We start from the raw sequence: 25,110 nt of genomic DNA, 5'->3' as shown, positions 1-25,110 counted from the left end.
AAATCAACAAAAACAGGCCTTCCCCAAATGGGAAAGACCTGTGAAAAGGTTGTGTTACATATATTCGTCCACTTTCACGATAGAGGTTTCTTGGGTTACATTGCCTTTTCGTTTAAGTTTATTCCAACCTACTGTTACACCCTTGATTGCGGAGAAGAGTGATTTGATCACGACATAGGTCATTAGCTGTTTGTACAAGATTCGTTGCAGAAACAGGGAAACCAGTGGTTTCGGATTTTCCTTCTCCAATCGAAACGCATATAGAGATGTAATGAAATCTAGTAAGTAGAACAATGTAAACCCAATAGCTGCTTTTCCGGGATTTCCAGTAAATAAAGCCAAAAGGAACAATAGATCCGCAATCGGCGCGATAGTTTGATAAATATATTGGAAAATCCACATGTTTGGAAGGGCAATATAGCCTAATGAGTGATGTTTTTTATTAAATAAAGCCTCACGATGCTTCCATAAGCATTGTAATGTCCCATAAACCCATCGATAACGTTGCTTTGCCAGGCTTTTAATATCTTCAGGCACTTCTGTATAGGCATAAGCCTTTTCTTCAAATTCAATCTTTTTCCCATTCCGTAAAAGTGTAAGTGTGATATCGGTATCCTCTGCTAGAGTGTCCTCTTTAAAGTATCCCGCTTCTTCTACCGCCGACTTTCTCCATGCCCCGATTGCACCTGGTACGACCGTAATGCAATTGAGCGCCGCAAAGGCCCGTCTCTCCAGGTTAAAGCCTGTCACATATTCGATATGCTGCCAGTTTGTCAGGAGGTTCCCTTTATTGCCGACCTTTACATTACCAGAAACAGCTGCAACCTGTTCATTCTTGAAATGGTTAACAAGCAAAGAGATAGCATTCTCTGCGATGAGTGTATCAGCGTCCAGCGCAACCACAATTTCTCCCTTAGCTTCTTTAAACCCGATATTAACAGCTGACGATTTTCCTCCGTTGGCTTTTTTAATTAATCTGACTATGGAATTGTTTGCATAACTTTCTTCAACTACAACAGCAGTATGATCCTTTGATCCGTCGTCGATCATTAATATCTCAAAGTTTGGGTAATCACTAGATAAAATTGAATGAATGGTATTGCAAATGACTTTTTCCTCATTATAGGCAGCAATAACGATGCTGACAAAAGGGGTAAAGTCAGGGTCAATCCTGGTCTGTTTATTTCTCTTTACCTGCCTTCTGGAAAGAAAAACAAAGACCGCCAACCGAACGATTCCTAAAAGAATCGCTGAATAGAACAGGAAGCTTACTCCAAAGTGCCAGCCCTGGAGGATTTTAAATACAGCCTTATCATAAACTAAAAAATGGCTGTCCTGAGTAACAGGGGGCATGATCTCACCATCCGTTTTTCCGATTAGATCACCGATTGTGGTAAATGTGTAGCCGCGCGCCTTTAGTTCTTTAATGATAACAGGTAAGGCTTTTACCATATTGGAGCGGTCACCACCGGCATCATGCAGCAAAATCACATTTCCTTCCGGCAGCTGATTTAATACAGTATTGACAATGTCATTGCTAGAAAGGTTTTTCCAATCATCAGAGTCAATTGATTGACCGACCATGGTATAACCCATTTCCTGTGCTTGCATGACAGCTGCCAGTTCACTTTTTGTTCCCAACTTCGAATCGGCAATATAAGGCGGGCGGAAAAGAGTCATGGAGTGACCTGTAATCCCTTGGAATAAACGCTGATTCGCATTCAGCTCCATTCTCAGTTGCGATGGAGTAATGGAGGTAACATCAGGATGCGTGAAAGTATGGTTTCCTATTTCGTGGCCTTCCTTATGCAATCTTTTAACAAGTTTTGGGTGCTGCAATGCGTTCGCTCCGACAATAAAGAAGGTCGCTTTAATGTTGTTCTTTTCTAATATGTCCAATATTTGTGGTGTATAGGTTGGATTCGGGCCGTCATCAAAAGAAAGGACGATTTCCTTAGTTTTCGGTTTACCATACCGAATTACATCAGACCGCTTCGGTAATTTATTATAGGTTTCAGTTTGAATCATTCCGTATTCATCCAATTGAATGATTCTTTTCCCTTTTTCTGATTGAGAAGCTATTTTTAGAATCTCGCCAGCACCTGTAAGGCGATCAGGCTCAGGACTAACCAGGGTTTGAAGGGCAGTTGTTGGATCGGCTACTTCTTTTGGTTTATTAATCAAATTCCAGATAGATGGATCTTCTGAACCGAGCCTCCAAACGGCTATTCCCTTTGTGCCGCTGTCCATTGCCAACTTCATTTGATTATGAAATGTAGCAGCATCTAAGAACCAAACGATATGTTTTTTTTCATTTAGTTTGTAGCGTAAATAAGGGTTCCCAGTATCCTTATTCCATTGGATTTTGAGATTCGTATCATTCCCCAAAGCCATGATATTCGCGAACGTCATGGCAGTGGCAGGCTGGCTCGATTGTTCTTCCCAGTCGTAGCCATAGTTTCCTAATCCCGCAACCAGTTTTTCGGAAGGAATATTGGGTTGGTTTAAGCTTTCCTTTACCCAATATGTTGGAGCTACAGGTCCAGGCTTACTCATCGAATGGTTTTGGTCATAGAGCATGACAATCAGGCGATCAGCCCTTTTTGCTAGTGTTTCATAGTCAAAACTATTGTTATTTGGCGGAACATCCACCGTGACCATAAGGCTATGTTCATGGAATGCTGCATAAACATTACCCATAAAATCTGTAAAATGATCCTTGTCACCTTTATTAATTTCTTCAAAGTCGATATTAATACCGTCAAAGCCATTTGTTCTCACATAAGCAAGCATATCTTTAATAAAACGGTCTTCAGCACCTGGAGTAGTAAATAACCGGTGCAGTAAATCCCCATCCCATTTATTATTAATAAAATTATTCACTAATGGGAGAACCTTTATCTCATGTGCTTTTGCCTCTTGAGCAATAGATTGGTCAGTGCTGGCTTTAAGCGTGTGATCCGGCGTAAGCTGCAGCCATTCCGGCACTAATGTAGTAATAGAATGAATATTTTTATTGAAAGAGGTTTTGCTGTTTTTGTCCCAATTGACGTAAAATCCATAGACTTCTTGTTTGGTCGTGATTAGATTTTTACTCATGTTTTTTTGGCTGAGAGTGGAAGGATTCGCATTTTTAATCTGTGCTGATAGTTCTTCTTTACAGAAACTTGTATTTATCGGCTCAAACCCGCCATGAGCTGTTCTTTTATTTAGTTCCAGCTCAGGAAAAACTGGGTTGGTACTTAGGCTTTCCATAAAAATAGTTGACACTAAAATAATTAACACGGTAAAGCCTGCACTCATTCGTTTAATGATTGACCAGCGTCTCTTTGCAGGATCAAGAAAAATATGTTCCTGATTTAGCACCCTTTTTTTTAGCCCTAAATTGTAAAACCAATGGAAGAAAAAATAGCAAACAAGACCAATTAATCCACCAAAGGCACCAGAGGCAAGGGACTTTGAAGATAATAGTGTATTTTTCAGTGTAGAAAAGAGCCAGTAATATTCAAATCTACCTAAATCCAGTGAGGGTAATTCCCGAATGTTAGGAATAAAAATTGTAATCAACATTCCAAGAAATAAGGCGATAATATTAAGGCGCAACAAAAGTGAAAAAGCAAACAATAATGGAATTCTAAAACTATTTAAAGGTAAAAAGGCTAGAAAAAAACCAAGTGTACTCGCAATCGCTCTGGCATTTCCAGTAACAGGTGCAAACAAGGATCGGACAATCCACCTAAAAACTCGATTCACATAGACCCCTCCTTATAGGTGTAGTGTCGAATACTATAAAAAACTGGTAGTAATCTAAAGGTTTCACTTCCAGCAGAAAATTGTTACGACAAAAAATGACTATCAACAAAAGTTTAGGTAGTCCTATTCTTATTTTGGGGGTAGGCTGAATAAGTTTATTATTTTTACCTGGTAATCGAGGGAGTTTTTGTTTTAGCTTGCATTTTTAACAATGAATAAAGTTCCGAAATACGAGCATTCCTTTTTGTGTTATATTGTAAACTAGTTATTCCTATCCAATAGTTAATCTATATTTCAAGCAACTATTGATACCTACAACATGATTGGAGCTGAAAGCTTTGTATAAGTTAATTGCAATTGATATTGATGGCACACTTATTAATGACCGTAAAGAAATCACAACAGAAGTAAATGAGGCGATTCAAGCTGCTAAAGCAAAGGGTGTTAACGTCGCAATATGTACAGGTAGACCAATTGGTGGGGTTCATCGATTAATTGAAGAATTGAAATTAACCGATGAAAATGATCATGTCATTACCTATAATGGTGCACTTGTGCAAAATACACACACAAATGAAATCCTTTCCGAAATTTCTTTGACGTATGGAGATTTAAAAGTTTTATATCAATTAAGTGAAGACGTAAATTCACCCATGCATTTTTTTGACTCAGCCAATCTTTATACACCAAATAAACAAATTAACCACTACACCGTTTATGAATCATATTTAAATCAAATCCCGCTTCATTATCGGACGATTGATGAAATACCTGAGGATATTCTAATCCCAAAAGTCATGTTTATTGATGAACCGGAACGTTTAAGCAAAGTTATTGCTGCCATTCCTGAATCATTTAGAAAAAGATATACATTTGTTCAAAGTGCGCCATACTTTTTAGAAATTCTTCATCCAAGCGTATGTAAAGGCAATGCCGTTAAACAGCTTGCAGATGTACTATCTGTTAAACAGGAAGAAGTCATTTGCATCGGTGATGGTGAAAATGACTTGTCCATGGTAGAGTTTGCTGGCTGCGGTGTGGCAATGGGCAATGCAGTACCAATTGTAAAAGAAACGGCTAGTTTCCATACATTATCCAATAATGAAAACGGCGTAGCCTATGCAATCGAGAAATTGATTTTAAGCCAATCGTAATGGCTTACAATTTAGACTCAGAAATCGAATAAACTTTCACGATTTCTGAGTCCTTTTCGAAAAAAACTAATGGACAAATTGGATTTAGAAACGACCTTAAAGATGATATGATAAACATATAGTACAAAATTAAGTAATTTATATATTTATGTATCATTTGGAGATGACAAAATGAGTAAAACCATTTCAGATATAGCAAAAATTGCTGGTGTGGCTAAAAGTACGGTTTCGCGGTATTTAAATGGTGGATCTGTTGGGGAAGCAACCAAGAAGAAAATTGAACAAGCAATTAACGAAACCGGTTATACGCCAAATCCGTTTGCACAAAGCTTAAAAGCTAAGAAAACGAATATTATTGGAACCATTGTACCGAGGCTTGACTCCTATGCTTCATCACAAACCTTAATTGGGATTGATGAGCAATTAAAAAAATTGAATTACCAGATGCTTATCTCGAATACAAGCCAAAGTTTAGAGCGGGAAATAGATAGTATTTATAGCTTCGCTAATCAAAAGATGGCAGGAATTATCTTGCTGGCAACTGTAATAACCGACCTACATATCCAAGCACTTGAGGCTGTAAATATCCCAATTTTATTAATTGGACAGGAGAATGAAATGTTTCATAGCTTGATCCATGATGATTATCACGCTGGTTATGAAATGGGACGGTATGTCTTGGAAAAGGGATATCGTAAAATTGCTTATTTAGGCGTAACAGAAAGGGATATTGCAGTAGGGGTAAAGAGAAAACAGGGATTTAAAAAGGCTCTAGAAGAGGTTCAAGATTGTGAAGTTCAATTCTTTGAAACAGAGTTTAACATTCCAGCTGCGCAAACCAGCGCACAGAAAATTATGAATGAATTTCATCCTTCGATTTTTGTATGTGCAACCGATAATATTGCACTTGGCGCTCTTAAGGCCGCATATTCTGAGGGGCTTGTAGTTCCAACCGAGGTTGCAATTACCGGATTTGGTGGCTATGAGGTTACGGGAATTATTCATCCTAGCTTAACCACAGCAAAGTTTTTTTATAAAGAGGCAGGGGAAACTGCTGCAAGGCACATCGTGAACCTAGTAAATGAGCGTCCTGTAGAAAAATTAACCATCTCTAAATTTGAAATTATTGAACGAGAAAGCGTTGACATAAACTTGAAGCATGCTCTATAATACAGATAACGAAACCGGTTCCAAAAGGAGAGCCGAATTAATAGGTTTGAACAATAAAATCGGTTTCTTTATTTTTTTAGCCCTAAATGGAACCGGCTCCTTAAAAGAGGTATTTTTTTTACTGAAAAAGGAACCGGTTCCAATACACACAATATAAAGAGGGGGATCATTATGGATCACAAAAAAATTGCTCAAGAATTACTAGTTGCAATTGGTGGGAAAGAAAACGTTTCAGCGGCAGCCCATTGTGCCACACGCTTGCGTCTTGTTTTAAATGACGAATCAGTCGTTGACCAGGCAAAATTGGATCAAATGGATGAAGTAAAAGGAACATTTTCAACTGGCGGTCAATTTCAAATTATTCTTGGCTCAGGAACGGTAAATGTGGTTTACAAGCATTTTGCAGCTTTGACTGGCCAAACTGAAATGTCTACAAGTGATGTGAAAGATGCGGCAACCAAAAAATTAAATCCGATTCAACGATTTGTTAAAATGCTATCTGACATTTTCGTTCCGATTATCCCAGCCATTGTTGCTGGTGGTTTATTAATGGGTCTTAACAACGTCCTAACTGCTTCTGATTTATTTATCGAGGGAAAATCATTAGTCGATGCTAATCCAGAAATGGCCGATTTAGCCGCACTTATTAATACATTTGCGAATGCAGCCTTTGTCTTTTTACCGATATTAATTGGTTTTTCGGCGACGAAGCGTTTTGGTGGAAATCCTTATCTTGGAGCCACTTTAGGAATGTTAATGGTCCATCCGGACTTATTGAATGGATATGGCTATGGAGCTGCTCTTCTAAAGCATGAGATTCCAGTTTGGAATATATTTGGCCTCGAGATAGAAAAGGTTGGATATCAAGGGTCGGTGCTTCCTGTGCTTGCGGCCTCATTTATTCTGGCAAAAATTGAAACATACTTACGCAAGGTTGTTCCATCTGCATTAGATAATTTGTTAACTCCTTTATTTTCCATTTTTATCACAGGCATATTAACGTTTACATTAGTTGGACCCGTTACACGTTCTGCAGGAAATTTATTAACAGATGGTATTGTTTGGATGTATGACACTACAGGTGTTATTGGTGGAATCATTTTCGGTCTGTTCTATGCGCCAATTGTTATAACCGAAATGCATCACAGTTTTATTGCTGTAGAAACACAATTACTTGCTGATTTAGTAAAGACAGGTGGATCGTTTATCTTCGTTATTGCTGCAATGTCAAACGTTGCCCAAGGTGCAGCGACACTTGCGGTTTTAAAGACAACGAAGAATGCTAAAATCAAAGGTACTGCTTCAGCTGCCGGAATCTCTGCTTTATTAGGGATTACCGAGCCAGCTATGTTTGGAATTAACTTAAAGTTACGTTATCCGTTTATCGGTGCAATCACTGGGGCTGCCGTCGCATCTGGATTTGTGACTTTGTTCAAGGTGAAGGCGACAGCGTTAGGAGCTGCAGGTCTTCCGGGAATCATTTCAATTCATCCTGATGTGATCCTTTATTATATTATTGGAATGGCGATTTCCTTTGTAGTAGCTTTTTTCGTAACGGTTGTTTTAGCAAAAAGAGAAGCAAAAAAAGCAGGCAATAGTCAGTCAGAACAAGCAGCATAATTGAAAAAAGAATGAAGGGGAGAATCCGATGATTCTCCTTTCTGTATTGGGAGTGTATCAACATGGAATGGACAAAAGAAAAGCGCTACAGGAAAATGCACGATGTCACTGACGCAGAGATTAAAGGATTAGCCAAACTGGTGAATCAATGTCCTTGGCGGCAGTCTTTTCATGTGCAACCAGTTACAGGGCTTTTAAATGATCCAAATGGATTTGCATTTTATAATGGGGAATATCATTTGTTTTATCAATGGTTTCCGCTCGGCCCTATCCATGGATTAAAGCACTGGTATCATACTAAATCAAAAGATCTTGTTCATTGGGAAAACATTGGAATGGCGATTGAACCATCGAATGAATATGATAGTCATGGTGTCTATTCCGGCAGTGGTATTGAACATGATGGGAAGCTTTTTCTTCTCTATACAGGAAATACGCGAGATGAAAATTGGAATCGGCACCCCTATCAATGTTTAGCTGTAATGGATCAAAATGGACATATTACTAAAATGGAAACTCCAGTGATTGCAGATATTCCAGTTGGCTATACCGATCATTATCGTGATCCGAAGGTTTGGAGAGCTGGAGACGAATATTATGCTGTAATTGGGGCTCAGAGGGAAAATAAAACAGGATGTGTCGTTTTATATCGCTCGCCCGATTTAAAACAGTGGCAATTTGCTGGTGAAATGAATACAACTCTTGCTGAATTTGGTTATATGTGGGAATGTCCTGATTATTTTGAGCTGGACGGGCAAGGTGTGTTCCTTTTCTCTCCACAGGGGCTTAAAGCAGAAGGAGATTGCTATAAAAATATTTATCAGTCAGGGTATGTTCTCGGGCGCCCACTTGATTTAGTGACGAATGAACTTATTCACGGTGATTTTCATGAGCTTGACCGAGGCTTTGATTTTTATGCCCCACAAACAACACAAGACCCTAATGGACGAAGAATTTTAGTCGGTTGGATGGGATTACCAGAAATTGAATATCCAACAGATCAAAATGGTTGGGCCCATTGTTTAACTCTTCCAAGGGAGTTATCGGTGAAAGGGGAAAAAGTTATACAACAACCAGTAGCAGAACTTGAATTACTTCGTAGGGAAAAGGCAGAAGGGAATATCATTGTAGATAATGAATCTGCTACGATAGAAGGCTTTACGGGGGAAGTATACGAACTGGTAACAGAATTCTTCGCAAGTACAGCTGAGGAATTTGGGATCGAACTACGTGTTGGGCAAAATGAGAAAACAGTGATTAAATACAACAGAGTTGAGAAAAAATCATTTTTGACCGGAACCCAATCTGGAAAGGCCTTTGCTGAGGAGTTTGGTACGATTCGAAAATGTGGGGTGGATACTGAAACCGTCGCGTTCCGAGTTTTTGTCGACGTTTCTTCGGTTGAGGTATTTGTGAATAATGGAGAAGAGGTTTTCACTGGAAGAATCTTTCCTGGTAAAGAAAGTACAGGAATTCGCTTCTTTTCTTATGGTGGTCAAACAAATGTAAAGGCGATTAAATGGAACATAAATGGATAAATTATAATGATCGTGATTGATTTGAGGTGGTATAATGGGAACACTTTTTTCGATTGGTGAAGTATTAATTGATTTTATCCCTCTTGAAAAGGGGGTTGCATTAAAGGATGTTTTATCTTTTGAACGTGCTCCGGGTGGGGCGCCAGCAAATGTAGCAGCGGCTGTAGCCAAATATGGAATGAGAGCTTCGATGATTTCTAAATTAGGCAACGATGCTTTTGGAGACTTTTTAGTGGAGAAACTTGAACAAACTGGGGTCAATACAAATCATATCCTTCGCACGGATGAGGCCAATACGGGCCTAGCTTTTGTATCACTAAAGAAAAATGGAGAACGTGATTTTTCGTTTTATCGGAATCCATCCGCTGATTTGCTTTTAGAAGCGGATGAATTAGATGAAAAAACGTTTGGGACAGGGGATTATCTTCATTTTTGTTCGGTAGATCTTGTCGAGTCCCCGATGAAACATACCCATAAAAAAGCGATAAACAGCGTGAAATCTAAAAATGGAATCATTAGCTTTGATCCCAACGTGCGTCTCCCTTTATGGAAGAATGACCAGGATTGCCGTAAAACAATATTGGAATTTTTACCATTAGCTCATATTCTAAAGGTGTCTGATGAAGAACTAGAGTTTATTACCGGAATTTCTAATGAAAAAGAAGCTTTGAAATCATTATTTCAAGGTGACGTCGAAGTAGTTGTTTATACGCAAGGTGGAAAAGGTGCGACAATTTTAACAAAAGATATTGTACATGTTAAGCAAGGTTACAAAATGAATGTAGTGGATACAACAGGAGCTGGTGATGCTTTTATTGGTGGGTTTCTATTCCTTATATTAAAGAATGAAGTGCAAAAATCTAATCTTAAGACTTATGTTGAAGAACATGGTATTGAAATGCTGACTTTTGCGAATGCCAGCGGTGCATTAACAACCACGAAAAAAGGCGGAATCAGTGCCCTGCCAACTCTTCATGAAATTGAACAATTTATGATAGTAAACAAGTAAAATCCAGCAGTGTTTTTGAGTAATCAGAGCACTGCTTTTTTCTATACTCAATAGGATAGTTGCTTAAATAAATGAACAAACTGAATCTAAACAAAGTTAAGAAAGGATTCAATCAATTTTTTCGTAACAAGAGGAGAGCATAACATATGACAAACAACGAGAGCACGATGCGAATCGAAAAGGATTTTTTAGGAACAAAGGAAGTACCGGCTGATGCGTATTATGGGATCCAAACACTTCGAGCTGTTGAAAATTTTCCAATTACAGGTTACAGAATCCATGAAGAATTAATTAAAGCAATGGCGATTGTGAAAAAAGCCGCTGCATTAGCCAATATGGAGGTTAAGCATCTCTATTCCGGTATTGGCGATGCCATCGTCCAAGCAGCAGATGAGATGATTAACGGGCAATGGCATGATCAAATAATTGTTGACCCAATTCAGGGAGGAGCCGGGACTTCTATTAACATGAATGTGAATGAAGTGCTTGCTAACCGTGCTATTGAAATACTAGGGAACGATAAAGGCGACTATTTTCATTGTAGTCCTAATTCCCATGTGAATATGTCTCAATCAACGAATGATGCCTTTCCAACAGCTATTCATATTTCAGTATTAAATTTACTCGGAAAATTATTAGCTACGATGGATGATATGCATACGGTTTTTCTGGAAAAAGCGCAAGAATTTGATCATGTTATAAAAATGGGGCGTACCCATCTTCAGGATGCGGTACCGATTCGTCTTGGTCAGGAATTTGAAGCATATAGCCGCGTAATACAGCGAGATATAAATAGGATTAAAGGATCGCGCCAAAACCTATTTGAATCGAATATGGGAGCCACCGCGGTTGGCACAGGATTAAATGCTGACCCGCGCTATATTAAATTAGTGGTTAAACATCTGGCCGACATCAGTGGTTTACCACTAAAGGGGGCTGAACATCTTGTCGACGCGACGCAAAATACAGATGCCTACACTGAGGTGTCTAGTGCATTAAAGGTTTGTATGATTAACTTATCAAAAATTGCGAATGACTTGCGCTTAATGGCCTCAGGTCCGCGAGCGGGTTTGGGAGAAATCAGCTTGCCTGCCAGACAGCCGGGTTCTTCGATTATGCCAGGAAAAGTGAATCCTGTGTTGCCGGAGTTGATTAATCAAGTGGCCTTCCAAGTAATCGGCAATGATCATACCATCAGCCTTGCGTCTGAAGCTGGTCAGCTTGAATTGAATGTGATGGAGCCGGTGCTTGTTTTTAATTTACTGCAATCGATTAGTATTATGAATAATGCATTTCGTACTTTTACAGATAATTGTGTAAAAGGAATCGTAGCGAATGAAGAAAGATTAAAAGAGTATGTCGAAAAGAGTGCCGGAGTTATTACGGCGGTTAATCCACATCTTGGGTATGACGTAGCTGCTCGAATTGCTAGAGAGGCTATACTTAGCGGTGCTCCAGTTCGTGATCTGTGTCTAAAATATGATGTGTTAACAGAGAAGGAGTTAGACTTAATCCTTGATCCATATGAAATGACCCATCCGGGAATCGCGGGTGCCGCGTTATTGGAAAGCGATTAAGCTTCCGGCTGAAGTGCACCCCAAGTTACACAATATCTAAATGATTTACCCTCCTGCCATATGCAACAGGAGGGTTTTCCTTGTTGTAGGATTGTTCATTCTTGTTAAAATAACTGAAATTAAAAATGTAAGGGTATTCATAAGGAAAAGTAAAGAAAAATATCAGAAATTCATAATTTATTCACAAATCTATGTGAAACAATTCACATACAGGTGCTATACTTTGATTATCAAGAACATGTGAAACATTTCACAAACTTAATCGCTAGCGAGAAATCATTCTGTTATTAAATCTAAAAACCATTTTCATTAAGGAGAGGATCATCATGAATAATAAAAAAATTAATCGAGTCGTATTAGTTGGTACAGGTGCAGTAGGCTGCAGCTATGCCTATTCAATGATAAATCAAGGCATTGCCGAAGAATTAGTCCTTATTGATGTAAACGAAGCTAAAGCAGAAGGCGAAGCAATGGATTTGAATCACGGAATGCCATTCGCTCCTTCACCTATCAAAGTGTGGAACGGAAGCTACCAGGATTGTGAAAGTGCTGATTTAGTTGTTATTACAGCTGGACTAGCTCAAAAACCTGGTGAAACGAGATTAGATTTGGTTGAAAAGAATACGAAAATCTTTAAGCAAATCGTAAAAAACATTATGGAAAGCGGTTTTGACGGAATCTTCTTAATTGCAACCAACCCAGTTGATATCTTGACTCACGTAACATGGAAAGAATCTGGTTTACCGAAGGAACGAGTAATTGGTTCTGGGACAGTACTAGACTCAGCACGTCTTCAGTTTGAACTTGGACAGTATTTTAATGTAGATACTAGAAATGTTCAAGCATATATCATTGGTGAGCATGGAGATACAGAACTCCCAGTATGGAGCCATGCGACGATTGGGATTAAAAAGCTTGAAGACTACTTTGAGGAGAACATCGAGCTCAAAAACGAGGTCTTAGACAAAATTCATGTAAACGTTCGTGATGCGGCTTATCATATTATTCAACGTAAAGGTGCAACCTATTATGCAATCGGAATGTCACTTGCTCGGATTACAAAAGCCATTTTAAATAATGAAAACTGCATTCTTCCAGTATCAGCATATCTTGAAGGAGAATATGGTCACAATGATGTTTACATCGGTGTTCCTGCAGTCGTGAACCGCGGTGGAATCCGTGAAATCATTGAAATCAAATTGAATAAAAAGGAACAAGAACAATTTAACCATTCTGTTAAAGTATTAAAGGCAACCATGAATCCACAGGTTGAAGCTGTTAACTAAGGTAGTATAACGTGCTTGAAATTGACTAAAAGAATTTCTAAATAAACTTAATATGCTGAAAATGCCCGTTCATATTGACGAGGTACTTCAACCTTGTTAGTATTATCGTTATTCTAAAATAATGTTTTACCTTGTATAAGTTCAAGAATATGGCTTGAACGTCTCTACCAGGCTGCCGAGAATGGCCTGTCTACAAGGGGCAATGATACGGGCTTTCTCTAGCTATTTATTGTCCTTTGCAGATCCTCCGGTAGCGTGCCGGAGGATTTTTTTAATAGATTCGGAGGGAGTTACAATTACACCATGAAAAATTACTTTCAGTTTTCCGAGCGCAATACGAACTATAAGCAGGAGAGTATTGCAGGAATCACTACTTTTCTATCAATGGCTTACATTTTAGTTGTTAATCCGGTCATCTTGAGCCAAACAGGAATGGATAAAGGAGCTTTATTCACAGCAACAGCCTTGTCCGCGATTATCGGATCGCTGTTAATCGGACTGATTGCCAATTATCCAATAGGCATCGCTCCAAGTATGGGTATCAACGCCTTCTTTACCTTTACTGTCTGCATCGGGATGAATATACCGTGGGAAACCGCATTAGCAGGAGTATTTATTGCCGGTGTTCTCTTTATGATTTTAAGCCTGCTTAAAATCCGCGAAAAAATCATCAATGTTATTCCTCAGGATTTAAAGCATGCGATTGCTGGAGGGATCGGCTTTTTTGTTGCCTTTATTGGCTTGAAGAATGCAGGAATTGTCGTTGGCAGCGAAGCGACTTTTGTGACAATTGGCAACCTGAAATCTGCACCAACGATTCTTGCAATTGTCGGCTTTATTATTACGATTATTCTTTTAAACAGGGGCATTAAAGGTGGTATTTTCTATGGAATGGTTTTATCAACGATAATTGGAATGATTTTCGGGATTATTGACACTCCTAAAGCAATCATAGGAAAAATCCCAAGCATAGAGCCTACATTCGGCGTTGCATTAAGCCATCTCGATGACGTTCTTTCACCTAAGGTACTGGCGGTTGTTTTTACCTTTTTATTTGTTGCCTTTTTCGATACAGCTGGAGCACTCATCGCCGTTGCTAGTCAGGCTGGCCTAATGAAGGATAATAAAATTCCTAATGCGGGAAAAGCGCTCCTTGCGGACTCGATGTCAACGATTGCTGGATCGGTATTAGGTACATCCACAACCGCTTCCTTCGTAGAATCTTCTGCAGGTATTGCAGTTGGGGGCAGAACAGGCTTCACTTCCATTATCATATCAGCCTGCTTTATAATTTCGTTATTTTTCTCGCCTGTATTGGCGATTGTCACACCTGCGGTAACAGCCCCAGCACTAATTATCGTTGGAGCAATGATGGCAACAGAAATCAGCCGCATCAATTGGAGTAATTTTTCGATTGTTATTCCAAGCTTTGTGACGATTATCATGATGCCTTTAACTTACAGTGTTGCAACAGGAATTGCTCTTGGCTTCATTCTTTACCCAATCAGCATGATTGCCATGAATAAAACAAGAGAAGTCCATCCAATTATGTATGTTCTTTGTTTAACGTTTATTGGATATTTTGTATATGTCGTTTAAAATAGAGGTGTCCCAATTTGTTTGGGACACCTTTTTACTTAGCTAACATGAACGCTACATAGAAATCATTTTTATATGGTAAGGTAATGGAAGAAGTAAATTTTATCGGAGGTTTAACATGGAAAATAATGATATATTAATTCGCTTGCGATATGCGCTCGATATAAAAAATACCGATATGGTCGAGATTTTTAAGCTTGGGGGAGTTGACCTTACAAAGGAAGAAGTCCTAAAGGTCCTAACGAAATCCAATGATGAAGAAGAAAATGAAGACAACAACAGTAAATTAAATAATATCAAGCTAGAGTCCTTTTTGAACGGCTTTATTACGTTTAAAAGAGGGAAACAAGATCCAAAACCAGGTCAACCCGAAAGACCTCCGCTTTCTCATGAAAGTATAAACAATATCCTACTAAAAAAGTTGAAAATCGCTCTATCCTTAACTAGTGAGGATATGATTGATTTATTAAAATTAGCAGGAGTCACGATCACAAAAGGTGAATTAAGCGCGATTTTGAGAAAAGAGGGACATAAGAACTATAAAGAATGCGGAGATAAATACGCCCGGAATTTCTTAAAGGGATTAACGATAAAATATCGCGGCTAATCGGGATTTCAAAAATAGGTTTAACACTAAAATGGGGTGGAATATCAATATTCCACCCCAAATATGTTTATGTACTTTTCTCTTTCATCATTGTGTTATTAATTAAAGTGACTATCAATAATAAAATTGGAAGTACCCATAACAGTGGTAGCCAAAGATTATAAGGGAATATGTCAAAAGCCACTTTTATATGCTGTTGATTGTTTAGAGATACGCTATGACCTAAATATACGGCTAGAATAGAAACGAAGATGGTAATTTTACGATTACTTTTTGTCTTTGTGAGTAACTGAATCGCTCGAATAGAAAACAACATATGAAGTGAAACTTTCATAAAAGTCGATATAATAAAGAATAAGATACCAATAACATCTAGATGTTGAATAAACCCCGCGAGCTCAATTTTTGAAATTAATGTAAACATTGGGTAATTTCCATATGAATAAGAAAAGCTATTTAAGCCTGTAATGAGCATTAATTGAGTAATAAATATAACTGTTCCTGAAAAAATGGTTGCCCAAATAGTGGCTTTGACTATATTTCTGTTTGAAGAATTCACAAGCGGCCATATCATGGCCAATTCCAACGTTTGTGCAAAGCCTTGACTAGCACAAAGAGGAAATGAAACTTTCCAAATCGGCTTCCAACCGTTTTCCAAAACAGGTTTAAGTTGCTCTCCGTTTAATAAATCACTTCCTATAATCAAAATAATCATGATCAAAAAAATCATTAAAAACATTGGGAAAACGAACTCTGCAACTCTTGCTAATACCTCTACCCCGCATTTCTGACTATAAGTAAGGATTAAGATAAATGTAATAATGATAGCCAATTCAGGTGTTTCATCCATGATAAGGGTTGTTGTTAAAAATTTTATATCATTTAAGCCTCTACCCATTTCATACAAGGATAACATTGGGTATAGCCATGCAATGGGAGTTCCAATCCATTTACCAAGCTGGGACTGAAACCATTCCACTAATGTTAAACCTGGATTAAAATACATTAAAGTCAAATAAATGCCAATAACAAACAGGCCTAAGCAAGTAGAAATAATCGTGACGATCCAAGCGTCTCTACCCGCTGCATTTCCAAAGCCAAAAATGATTGTTGTTCCAATTTGGAAAAAAGCCGTCAGTACAAACAGTTGGATGATAGAAATACGTTCCATTAAAAAACACCTTTTAATCGTTAATACCCCTTACTATCTCCATTAACGATCGAATTAAACAGTTTATTACTTTAATATTAAAACATAGGGTTTTATTCAACCCGATACTCTTTCTTTTCCGGAAATGTGAATCATTTATCTAGGAGGCTATTATGGTGCGTTCTGAATTATTTAGAGAAGTTTTTGAGCAGTCTCAAGTGCCCCAGGTTCTAACAACACTAGATTTTAAAACGACAATCGAAAATAAAGCTTTTTACCATTTTCTGGGGTATACAAAGGAAGAATGGGACAAGATGACTCTAGAAGATATTTCCCATCCTGATGATTATAAAATTAACATTCAGTTAATGAATGAATTAATTCGTGGGGAAAGAACGTATTACCAGCTTGAAAAACGGTATTACCATAAATCTGGTATGGTTGTACATGGTACGCTAAACGTTTCTCTTGTAACGGATCCTGTTACACTTGAACGATATATGTTTGCTCAAGTGATCGATACAACAGAAAAATATCTTATCAACCAATCTTTAATTAATAGTGAGAAAAAACATAGATTATTAGCTGAGCATTCTTCCGACATGATCATTCTGCACGATGTCAATGGTATTTACCAATATATATCACCCTCCTTTAAATCAATATTAGGTCATGAACCGTCTGAATTATTAGGTTCCAAATCACCATATGACTTTATTCATCCAGACGACATAAATAAGGTAACAGAACATCATGGTCAATTAATAATGGGAAAAACAAGTGCATCATTATTTTCTTATCGAATAAAAAAAGCAGACCATTCTTACATATGGGTTGAATCAAATATGAAAGGGGTCTTTGACGAAGAAACGGGGGAACTAACAGGAATCATTTCTGTATCTAGAGATATCCAACAAAGAATAGATACTTATGACCTATTAAAGAAGTCAGAAAAGCTGGCAATTGTTGGCCGGATGGCAGCGGCAGTGGCTCATGAAATTCGCAACCCACTTACACCAATTAAAGGGTTCATTACTTTATTATCTGACAAAAGAGAGTATGATCCATATTTTGTGGAGATAATCCTTAGCGAAATTAAGCGGATTGAAATGATTATTACTGAGTTTTTAGCCTTGGCGAAACCAACTAATCGAAAAATGAGTGTCATCCAATTAGAACAGCTCATTGAGCAAGTTGTAAAATTGATTCAAACAGAAGCATTATTGGAAAACAAGCAAATCACCGTTAGGATGGATACTATTCCTGAAATTATTGGAGATGAAAACTCGATCAAACAAGTTCTTCTAAATGTATTGCGAAATGCAATGGAATCAATCGAGGAGAGAGGAACGGTTGCCATTAGCTTGTTTTTAGAAGAAAAGTTTGTATGTATTCATATTCAAGACAATGGATGTGGAATTTCTAAAGAGCGACTAACTAAAATAGGAGAACCATTTTATTCAACAAAGGAGAAAGGTACAGGCCTTGGACTGATGACAAGTATAAACATCATCGAAAATCATCGTGGGAAAATCGAAATAGAAAGTGATGAAGGAGAAGGAACCATAGTGAAAATCTTTCTCCAGGTTAAATAAATATAATGTGCTCATTATAAAAATAGCTAGGTGAGGAATTTCAAACCTTATGGTCATAATTTTGTTTTTTCCTACTATATATAATAATATTTTGATAGTCTAAAAGAAATGGACTGGAAATTTTGAAGTAGGGGAATGTGGTATGAGTATGAACAAGGAGCAATTTAAATTAATCGATGCAGAGACATGCTACATGATAGCTGAGCAAAGGGCTGCAAACTATTTTCAAACCTTAAATGAGCTAGTCACTCAAAAAACCTATGTCTCAACCCTAATAAAAGATTTCCAAGCATGGAAACTAAACCATATTCATCACCATTCAATCTTATCGTTTTTTTCACGAAGTAAAGGAAGACCAGATACGAAAAATTACTCTACATATATTCAATGGCTTGATTATACCTGGAAATTGGAGCCCTATCTTGATCGAAGCATTTCTTATTTATACATGCGCGACCTTGGTAAAGCCTTGGACACACAAGAGACTCAGGCAAGAATCCGCAAAGTCGTTGGGAATATAAAAAACTATCTCACTTCTCATTCTGACACTAAAAACAAAGAACACCAAAGTGAGATGTTTAGTATGTCTGGATTGTATCGGTGGGCTGAAAAAGAAGGGATTCAATCGACATTTATTTGGCTGATGGATAAGCTCAAAATCGTCTCCAATAATATTCCAAAGGAAATGGATGCAGTTAATGCACAACGAAAGTTGATGAAAATTATTGCTGGAGTCATCATGCATGTGACAGAAGAGATGGGTGAGGGGGCAACTCCAAGTGTCCGAACTAGAAAATTAGATGAAGCCATTCGCCTTGGCTATGCCTACGGGCTAACCTACCCCTTTATCGATGATCTGCTTGATGCAAACATTTTAGCTGATAATGAGCAAAGGCGTTATTCTGATTTAATTCGGACAGCACTGATTACGGGAAATGTACCAGAATTAGGTGAGTGGTCAGGGGAAAATAAGGATTTCATTCAATTTGTCCATGTGGAGCTCCGCGATGCTTTTGAATATATCAAAAAGCATCATCGTCCCGATTCATTAAAGTCGTTTTTTGAGCAAGCTTACGTATTTTTTCAATCTCAGGAAGTGGACAGGTCTAAGGAATTAACCAATGCACATTACACAAATGAAGAGCTATATATTCCGATTATTTTAAAGTCCTCTTCTTCTCGATTGATTGCTCGTTCCGTTCTTAGTGCTTCTCAAGATGATGGATTTGAATATCGAACCTTCTATTATGGCATATACAATCAGCTTGCGGATGACTTTGCTGACCTATTTGATGATTTACAGGAAGGAGCGGTCACACCTTACACATATTACTTAACTTACCATAATCAGCGCGAGGATTTGATTAACCCATTTGAACTATATTGGGCAGTCATCTCTCATTTAATTCATCACATTTACCGTTCAGATCGGAAATCCTGTGAGGTAATCCTCGATCGAGCAATTAATGGATTGAAACGTTATAAAGAGCGGATGGGGATTAAAAAATACAATGAGGTAATGAATCTGTTCTTTTCTGGAGTTCCTACATTCAATGCGGTCATTCAAAAGATGGTGCAAAAAGCCGATGATGTTGATTTCTTCGATAAACTACTGCGTGACCAGATGCTAACAACGCTTAAAAATGAACAACAGGAGCAGGAACAATTTCTAGACACAGTTAAATCAGTCCGCAATCAGATTAACCAACTCTTGCATATTCCGCAAAGTGAGGAAACAAACTTGCTAAATGAACCCATTATCGAAGCGGCTAATTATAGCCTTGAAGGGGATGGTAAGCGACTGAGGTCGATTATTACTTGGGTAATGGGAGTGAAAGAATACCAATTAAATCAAGCTGCGATCCTCCCTCTTTTGAGATCATTGGAATACATGCATACGGCTTCCTTAATCTTCGATGATCTGCCATCCCAGGATAATGCATCAATGCGAAGGGGACGGAACACTCTTCACATTGAGTACAACATGGCCGTTGCAGAATTAACTGGACTCTTTTTAACTCAGAAGGCCATTGCTGAACAAGCATCTCTCACTGAGTTTGATTCGAAAACCGTGCTTAAATTAATTCAATATTCAACCCATGTTACAGAGGAAATGTGTAAGGGACAGGCAATGGATCTAGCATCCAAGGGAAAAAGACTGACCCAGGAACAATTAAATGCAATGAGTTTTTATAAAACTGGACTAGCATTCGAGGCTTCTCTCATTATGCCAGCCATCCTTGCTCAAGTATCTGTATCTGAATTGAATTCATTAAAAAAGTTTGCCTACCATGCCGGTATTGCCTTTCAAATTAAGGACGATTTGCTGGATGTGGAAGGGGAGGAAAAGAAGCTTGGAAAACTAACAGGCAAGGACGTGGACAATAACAATTCGACTTTTGTATCGATTCTAGGATTGGACGGGGCAAAAAAAGTAATGTGGGACCATTATTGTCTGGCGTTAGAATCACTCTTGGAAGTGCCGCGTAATACTACATTTTTAAAGCATTTAATGAATTATATTGTGAATCGTGATCATTAATAGTAGTACCAACATCGGTAATAGGTAATGTAATTTGAACACTCTCAACCTTTAAAGGAAAAAGAGTGTTTTTTTATTTTAATAAAATAATAAAAAGTAATGTTTGCGAAGAAGTTCGAAATAGAATTCTTGCCTAGAATAGAATTTCTCGATATAATTTAATAAATTAATCACAAAAAAAGATTAAAAAAGCTATATCTATCACAAAAAAAGATAGGGGAATATTCCTTAAATAAGGAAGAGTAATTATATTCCAATAATTTTCACTATTAAATCCTTTTGGGGATGTGTTATATTATAAAAAACAAGTGTTTTATAAGAAAAGTAAAATAAAAATAAATGGAGTGGTTTGAATGAAAAAATTCGCTTTACTTAGTTTATTATTAATTTTATCTCTTTTTATTGCTGCCTGTGGTGGAAAAGAAGAAAAGGCAACCGATACAAAAGAGGAAACTGCAAAAGTTTATAAAGTTGGGGTTGATGTAACTTATCCTCCATTCGAATTTAAAGATGGGAACGAGTACAAAGGGATCGACATCGATTTGATTAATGCGATTGCTAAAAACCAAGGCTTTAAAATTGAATTAAGCCCAATGGATTTTGGTGGTATTATCCCTGCTATGCAAGCCAATCAACTTGATGTAGCGATTGCAGGTATGAGTATTACAGACGAAAGAAAAAAGATCGTAGACTTCTCTGAACCATACTTTGATGCAGGTTTAACTGTAATTGTTAAAAAAGATAATACTGAAATTAAATCAGTTGATGATCTAAAAGGAAAAACAGTTGCTGTTAAAAAAGGAACTACTGGTGCGAAATACGCAACAGACAATGCAACGAAATTAGATATTAAAGTGGTTCAATTTAATGACAGCCCAGCAATGTTCCAAGAAGTATCAAATGGAAATGCAGATGCGTTAATTGAAGATTACCCAGTAATCTCATACGCAATTGCACAGCAAGATCTTGGCTTAAAAATCGTAGGGGATCGCTTAAATGGTGACCAATACGGTATCGCAGTCTTAAAAGGCAAAAATGCTGATTTATTAGAAAAAATTAACAAAGGGCTTGCTGAACTAAAAGAAGACGGCACTTACGATGAAATTGTTAAAACATATTTAGGTGAATAAAGCATAGAAAAGCGCGCGTAGTGCGCGCTTTCTTTTGGAAAGGAATGAAGTCAATGGATGTAATTGTTGCTGCTATGCCAATGTTACTCGAAGGACTTAAGGTAACACTTTATATCTTTGTGATTGCTATTATACTTGGATTTTTAATTGGCTTAATTGTTGCGTTGTTACGTCTTGCACCAATAAAAGTCTTAAACTGGATTGCTAAGGCTTATGTAGATGCGATTCGTGGAACGCCATTTATTGTGCAATTGTTCTTTATTTATTTTGGAGTCAATTCGCTCAATTTTATTTCTTTAAACAGCACGACAGCCGGTATTATAACGGTTGCGATTAATGCTGGAGCGTATTTTGCTGAGATTATCAGAGCTGGTATTCAGTCGATTGATAAAGGACAGACAGAAGCAGCCAGGTCGATTGGATTCACAGCTTCACAAACCATGCGTTATGTCATCCTTCCACAAGCATTTAGAAGAATGCTTCCAACCATTACAAATCAATCCATCATTAGCTTGAAAGATACTTCGCTATTATCCGTCATTGGAATCGCAGATTTAACCCAGCAAGGACAGATTCAAGCATCAGCAACCTTTGAAGCATTTAAGATTTGGCTTGTAGTAGGTGTTATTTACTTTATTGTGATCTATCTATTAACCGTTCTTGCGAACTTCGTTGAAAGGAGAATCCAGCTTCGATGAGCATAATTACTGTTAAAAATCTAAGAAAATCATTTGGGAAACTCGAAGTTTTAAAAGATATTAATGCAGTCGTCCATGAACAAGAAGTGATCTGCGTAATAGGACCATCTGGTTCAGGGAAAAGTACGTTCTTGCGCTGTCTCAATCGCCTGGAGGAAATTTCCGGTGGCGAGGTTGTCATTAATGGTCATGATGTTACTGACCCTAAGGTAAACATTAATAAAGTACGACAAGAAGTTGGAATGGTGTTCCAACAGTTCAATCTCTTTCCACATAAAACGGTTCTTGAGAACGTTACAATGGGGCCGATTAAAATTCGTGGAATCCAAAAGGCGGAAGCAGATAAAAAAGCTATGGAATTACTTGATAAAGTAGGACTGAAGGAAAAATCTCATAGCTATCCAGGTGAACTTTCTGGAGGACAAAAGCAGCGTGTGGCGATTGCTAGAGCTCTTGCTATGGATCCGAAAATTATGCTATTTGACGAGCCAACTTCTGCCCTTGACCCTGAAATGGTCGGGGATGTATTAGAAGTAATGAAGCAGCTTGCGAAGGAAGGGATGACGATGGTCGTCGTAACCCATGAGATGGGCTTTGCACGTGAAGTAGGAGATCGAGTAATATTTATGGACGGTGGGTACATCGTCGAAGAGAATGAACCAAATGAGTTATTCGGCAACCCTCAGCATAATCGAACTAAATCATTTTTGAGTAAGGTGCTATAAATAAATAGTGTGATACACAATTAATAGTCAGAAAAACAAAAAAGACCGACATGATTGAAAGTAAAATCTTTCATTCTTTCGGGCTTTTTTGTTTATTAAAAAGGTTCATGAAGAAAAATGAATAAAACTTGTTGACTTATATATTAGAACTTGGTATATTAATAAACGTCGCTGCTGAGCAACAACATTAACTGAGAAAAAATAATGTTGACATGATTAACACGACATGTTATATTAATAAAGTCGCCTCTGAGCGATGCGAGAAAATTGTTCTTTGAAAACTAAACAAACAAACGTCAACAATCAATAATAAATCGTGTTGTTTCTATAATATAGAAGCAAACGAGCCAACGTAACATTTTTGAGCTAAATCAACTTTCTTGGAGAGTTTGATCCTGGCTCAGGACGAACGCTGGCGGCGTGCCTAATACATGCAAGTCGAGCGGATTGATGGGAGCTTGCTCCCTGATATCAGCGGCGGACGGGTGAGTAACACGTGGGCAACCTGCCTGTAAGACTGGGATAACTTCGGGAAGCCGGAGCTAATACCGGATAATCCTTTCCCTCTCATGAGGGAAAGCTGAAAGACGGTTTCGGCTGTCACTTACAGATGGGCCCGCGGCGCATTAGCTAGTTGGTGAGGTAACGGCTCACCAAGGCGACGATGCGTAGCCGACCTGAGAGGGTGATCGGCCACACTGGGACTGAGACACGGCCCAGACTCCTACGGGAGGCAGCAGTAGGGAATCTTCCGCAATGGACGAAAGTCTGACGGAGCAACGCCGCGTGAGCGAAGAAGGCCTTCGGGTCGTAAAGCTCTGTTGTTAGGGAAGAACAAGTATCGGAGTAACTGCCGGTACCTTGACGGTACCTAACCAGAAAGCCACGGCTAACTACGTGCCAGCAGCCGCGGTAATACGTAGGTGGCAAGCGTTGTCCGGAATTATTGGGCGTAAAGCGCGCGCAGGCGGTTCCTTAAGTCTGATGTGAAAGCCCCAGGCTGCGACCAGGGAGGGTCATTGGAAACTGGGGAACTTGAGTGCAGAAGAGAAGAGCGGAATTCCACGTGTAGCGGTGAAATGCGTAGAGATGTGGAGGAACACCAGTGGCGAAGGCGGCTCTTTGGTCTGTAACTGACGCTGAGGCGCGAAAGCGTGGGGAGCGAACAGGATTAGATACCCTGGTAGTCCACGCCGTAAACGATGAGTGCTAAGTGTTAGAGGGTTTCCGCCCTTTAGTGCTGCAGCAAACGCATTAAGCACTCCGCCTGGGGAGTACGGCCGCAAGGCTGAAACTCAAAGGAATTGACGGGGGCCCGCACAAGCGGTGGAGCATGTGGTTTAATTCGAAGCAACGCGAAGAACCTTACCAGGTCTTGACATCCTCTGACACTCCTAGAGATAGGACGTTCCCCTTCGGGGACAGAGTGACAGGTGGTGCATGGTTGTCGTCAGCTCGTGTCGTGAGATGTTGGGTTAAGTCCCGCAACGAGCGCAACCCTTGATCTTAGTTGCCATCATTTAGTTGGGCACTCTAAGGTGACTGCCGGTGACAAACCGGAGGAAGGTGGGGATGACGTCAAATCATCATGCCCCTTATGACCTGGGCTACACACGTGCTACAATGGATGGTACAAAGGGTCGCGAAACCGCGAGGTCGAGCCAATCCCATAAAACCATTCTCAGTTCGGATTGTAGGCTGCAACTCGCCTACATGAAGCTGGAATCGCTAGTAATCGCGGATCAGCATGCCGCGGTGAATACGTTCCCGGGCCTTGTACACACCGCCCGTCACACCACGAGAGTTTGTAACACCCGAAGTCGGTGGGGTAACCGTAAGGAGCCAGCCGCCTAAGGTGGGACAGATGATTGGGGTGAAGTCGTAACAAGGTAGCCGTATCGGAAGGTGCGGCTGGATCACCTCCTTTCTAAGGATATTGTCGTAAAGACAATCGGAA

General features: G+C 38.8%; 16 protein-coding genes, 1 rRNA gene and 1 riboswitch. Of the genes, 15 read left to right on the top strand and 2 right to left on the bottom strand.

From position 1 onward, the window contains the following. Window positions 1–54: 54 nt before the first annotated feature. Window positions 55–3,753, bottom strand: a complete 3,699-nt coding sequence (locus tag RGF10_RS21975) for a polysaccharide deacetylase family protein (protein ID WP_318505766.1) — start codon at window positions 3,751–3,753, stop codon at window positions 55–57. A 338-nt stretch (window positions 3,754–4,091) separates the two neighbouring features. On the opposite strand from RGF10_RS21975, the gene yidA reads away from it, so the two are divergent. From yidA to RGF10_RS21930, 9 genes are all read left to right on the top strand, one after another. Beyond that, entirely contained in the window at window positions 4,092–4,907 is an 816-nt protein-coding gene (yidA, locus tag RGF10_RS21970; RefSeq protein WP_318505765.1) for a sugar-phosphatase, read from the top strand. A gap of 171 nt (window positions 4,908–5,078) precedes the next feature. Next, window positions 5,079–6,077, top strand: coding sequence for a LacI family DNA-binding transcriptional regulator (locus RGF10_RS21965; RefSeq protein ID WP_318505763.1), 999 nt, complete (start codon window positions 5,079–5,081; stop codon window positions 6,075–6,077). A gap of 171 nt (window positions 6,078–6,248) precedes the next feature. After that, window positions 6,249–7,697, top strand: coding sequence for a sucrose-specific PTS transporter subunit IIBC (locus RGF10_RS21960; RefSeq protein ID WP_318505762.1), 1,449 nt, complete (start codon window positions 6,249–6,251; stop codon window positions 7,695–7,697). A gap of 62 nt (window positions 7,698–7,759) precedes the next feature. Then, window positions 7,760–9,235, top strand: coding sequence for a glycoside hydrolase family 32 protein (locus RGF10_RS21955; RefSeq protein WP_318505760.1), 1,476 nt, complete (start codon window positions 7,760–7,762; stop codon window positions 9,233–9,235). 34 nt (window positions 9,236–9,269) lie between these two features. After that, the gene (locus tag RGF10_RS21950; protein WP_318505758.1) at window positions 9,270–10,244 is read left to right on the top strand and encodes a carbohydrate kinase family protein; all 975 of its coding nucleotides are present in this window, start codon (window positions 9,270–9,272) and stop codon (window positions 10,242–10,244) included. A gap of 146 nt (window positions 10,245–10,390) precedes the next feature. Further along, entirely contained in the window at window positions 10,391–11,821 is a 1,431-nt protein-coding gene (gene aspA / locus RGF10_RS21945) for an aspartate ammonia-lyase (protein ID WP_318505756.1), read from the top strand. A 326-nt stretch (window positions 11,822–12,147) separates the two neighbouring features. After that, on the top strand, window positions 12,148–13,107 hold the full coding sequence (locus RGF10_RS21940; protein WP_318505754.1) for an L-lactate dehydrogenase: 960 nt from the start codon (window positions 12,148–12,150) through the stop codon (window positions 13,105–13,107). Window positions 13,108–13,218: 111 nt separating this feature from the next. Beyond that, window positions 13,219–13,320, top strand: a riboswitch (purine riboswitch). Window positions 13,321–13,410: 90 nt separating this feature from the next. Further along, window positions 13,411–14,706, top strand: a complete 1,296-nt coding sequence (locus RGF10_RS21935) for an NCS2 family permease (protein ID WP_318505753.1) — start codon at window positions 13,411–13,413, stop codon at window positions 14,704–14,706. A 118-nt stretch (window positions 14,707–14,824) separates the two neighbouring features. Next, on the top strand, window positions 14,825–15,313 hold the full coding sequence (locus RGF10_RS21930) for a YehS family protein (protein WP_318505752.1): 489 nt from the start codon (window positions 14,825–14,827) through the stop codon (window positions 15,311–15,313). Between the two features lie 67 nt (window positions 15,314–15,380). On the opposite strand, the gene RGF10_RS21925 is transcribed toward RGF10_RS21930, so the two are convergent. Continuing rightward, window positions 15,381–16,484: a GerAB/ArcD/ProY family transporter gene (locus tag RGF10_RS21925; RefSeq protein WP_318505750.1), complete on the bottom strand. Its 1,104-nt coding sequence runs from the start codon at window positions 16,482–16,484 to the stop codon at window positions 15,381–15,383. Window positions 16,485–16,636: 152 nt separating this feature from the next. On the opposite strand from RGF10_RS21925, the gene RGF10_RS21920 reads away from it, so the two are divergent. The 6 genes from RGF10_RS21920 to RGF10_RS21895 all read left to right on the top strand — a co-directional run bounded on the left by RGF10_RS21920 (window position 16,637) and on the right by RGF10_RS21895 (window position 25,080). After that, window positions 16,637–18,058 (top strand): PAS domain S-box protein, encoded by a 1,422-nt coding sequence (locus RGF10_RS21920; protein WP_318505748.1) that lies wholly within the window; start codon window positions 16,637–16,639, stop codon window positions 18,056–18,058. A gap of 148 nt (window positions 18,059–18,206) precedes the next feature. Next, a complete protein-coding gene (locus tag RGF10_RS21915; protein ID WP_318509640.1) occupies window positions 18,207–20,600 on the top strand; it encodes a polyprenyl synthetase family protein in 2,394 nt (797 codons plus the stop codon). Window positions 20,601–20,953: 353 nt separating this feature from the next. Beyond that, window positions 20,954–21,730 (top strand): transporter substrate-binding domain-containing protein, encoded by a 777-nt coding sequence (locus RGF10_RS21910; RefSeq protein ID WP_318505746.1) that lies wholly within the window; start codon window positions 20,954–20,956, stop codon window positions 21,728–21,730. A gap of 53 nt (window positions 21,731–21,783) precedes the next feature. After that, window positions 21,784–22,428, top strand: a complete 645-nt coding sequence (locus RGF10_RS21905) for an amino acid ABC transporter permease (protein WP_318505744.1) — start codon at window positions 21,784–21,786, stop codon at window positions 22,426–22,428. Beyond that, window positions 22,425–23,153, top strand: coding sequence for an amino acid ABC transporter ATP-binding protein (locus tag RGF10_RS21900; RefSeq protein ID WP_318505742.1), 729 nt, complete (start codon window positions 22,425–22,427; stop codon window positions 23,151–23,153). The genes RGF10_RS21905 and RGF10_RS21900 overlap by 4 nt, the downstream gene beginning before the upstream one ends. 377 nt (window positions 23,154–23,530) lie before the next feature. Continuing rightward, window positions 23,531–25,080, top strand: a 16S ribosomal RNA gene (locus tag RGF10_RS21895). The last annotated feature ends 30 nt before the right edge of the window (window positions 25,081–25,110 follow it).

Origin of the sequence: Bacillus sp. T3 (genome assembly GCF_033449965.1) — a bacterium.
Lineage (GTDB): Bacteria > Bacillota > Bacilli > Bacillales > Cytobacillaceae > Bacillus_BU.
This window is presented reverse-complemented; position numbering and strand designations above follow the sequence as displayed.

What these genes read in the sequence shown, in the direction of transcription:
- RGF10_RS21955 (WP_318505760.1), top strand. Translation starts at nt 7,760, where the DNA reads ATGGAATGGACAAAAGAAAAGCGCTACAGGAAAATGCACGATGTCACT.
- aspA (WP_318505756.1), top strand. Translation starts at nt 10,391, where the DNA reads ATGACAAACAACGAGAGCACGATGCGAATCGAAAAGGATTTTTTAGGA.
- RGF10_RS21920 (WP_318505748.1), top strand. Translation starts at nt 16,637, where the DNA reads ATGGTGCGTTCTGAATTATTTAGAGAAGTTTTTGAGCAGTCTCAAGTG.
- RGF10_RS21930 (WP_318505752.1), top strand. Translation starts at nt 14,825, where the DNA reads ATGGAAAATAATGATATATTAATTCGCTTGCGATATGCGCTCGATATA.
- RGF10_RS21960 (WP_318505762.1), top strand. Translation starts at nt 6,249, where the DNA reads ATGGATCACAAAAAAATTGCTCAAGAATTACTAGTTGCAATTGGTGGG.
- RGF10_RS21935 (WP_318505753.1), top strand. Translation starts at nt 13,411, where the DNA reads ATGAAAAATTACTTTCAGTTTTCCGAGCGCAATACGAACTATAAGCAG.
- RGF10_RS21905 (WP_318505744.1), top strand. Translation starts at nt 21,784, where the DNA reads ATGGATGTAATTGTTGCTGCTATGCCAATGTTACTCGAAGGACTTAAG.
- RGF10_RS21910 (WP_318505746.1), top strand. Translation starts at nt 20,954, where the DNA reads ATGAAAAAATTCGCTTTACTTAGTTTATTATTAATTTTATCTCTTTTT.
- RGF10_RS21940 (WP_318505754.1), top strand. Translation starts at nt 12,148, where the DNA reads ATGAATAATAAAAAAATTAATCGAGTCGTATTAGTTGGTACAGGTGCA.
- RGF10_RS21915 (WP_318509640.1), top strand. Translation starts at nt 18,207, where the DNA reads ATGAACAAGGAGCAATTTAAATTAATCGATGCAGAGACATGCTACATG.
- RGF10_RS21900 (WP_318505742.1), top strand. Translation starts at nt 22,425, where the DNA reads ATGAGCATAATTACTGTTAAAAATCTAAGAAAATCATTTGGGAAACTC.
- RGF10_RS21925 (WP_318505750.1), bottom strand. Translation starts at nt 16,484, where the DNA reads ATGGAACGTATTTCTATCATCCAACTGTTTGTACTGACGGCTTTTTTC.
- RGF10_RS21965 (WP_318505763.1), top strand. Translation starts at nt 5,079, where the DNA reads ATGAGTAAAACCATTTCAGATATAGCAAAAATTGCTGGTGTGGCTAAA.
- RGF10_RS21950 (WP_318505758.1), top strand. Translation starts at nt 9,270, where the DNA reads ATGGGAACACTTTTTTCGATTGGTGAAGTATTAATTGATTTTATCCCT.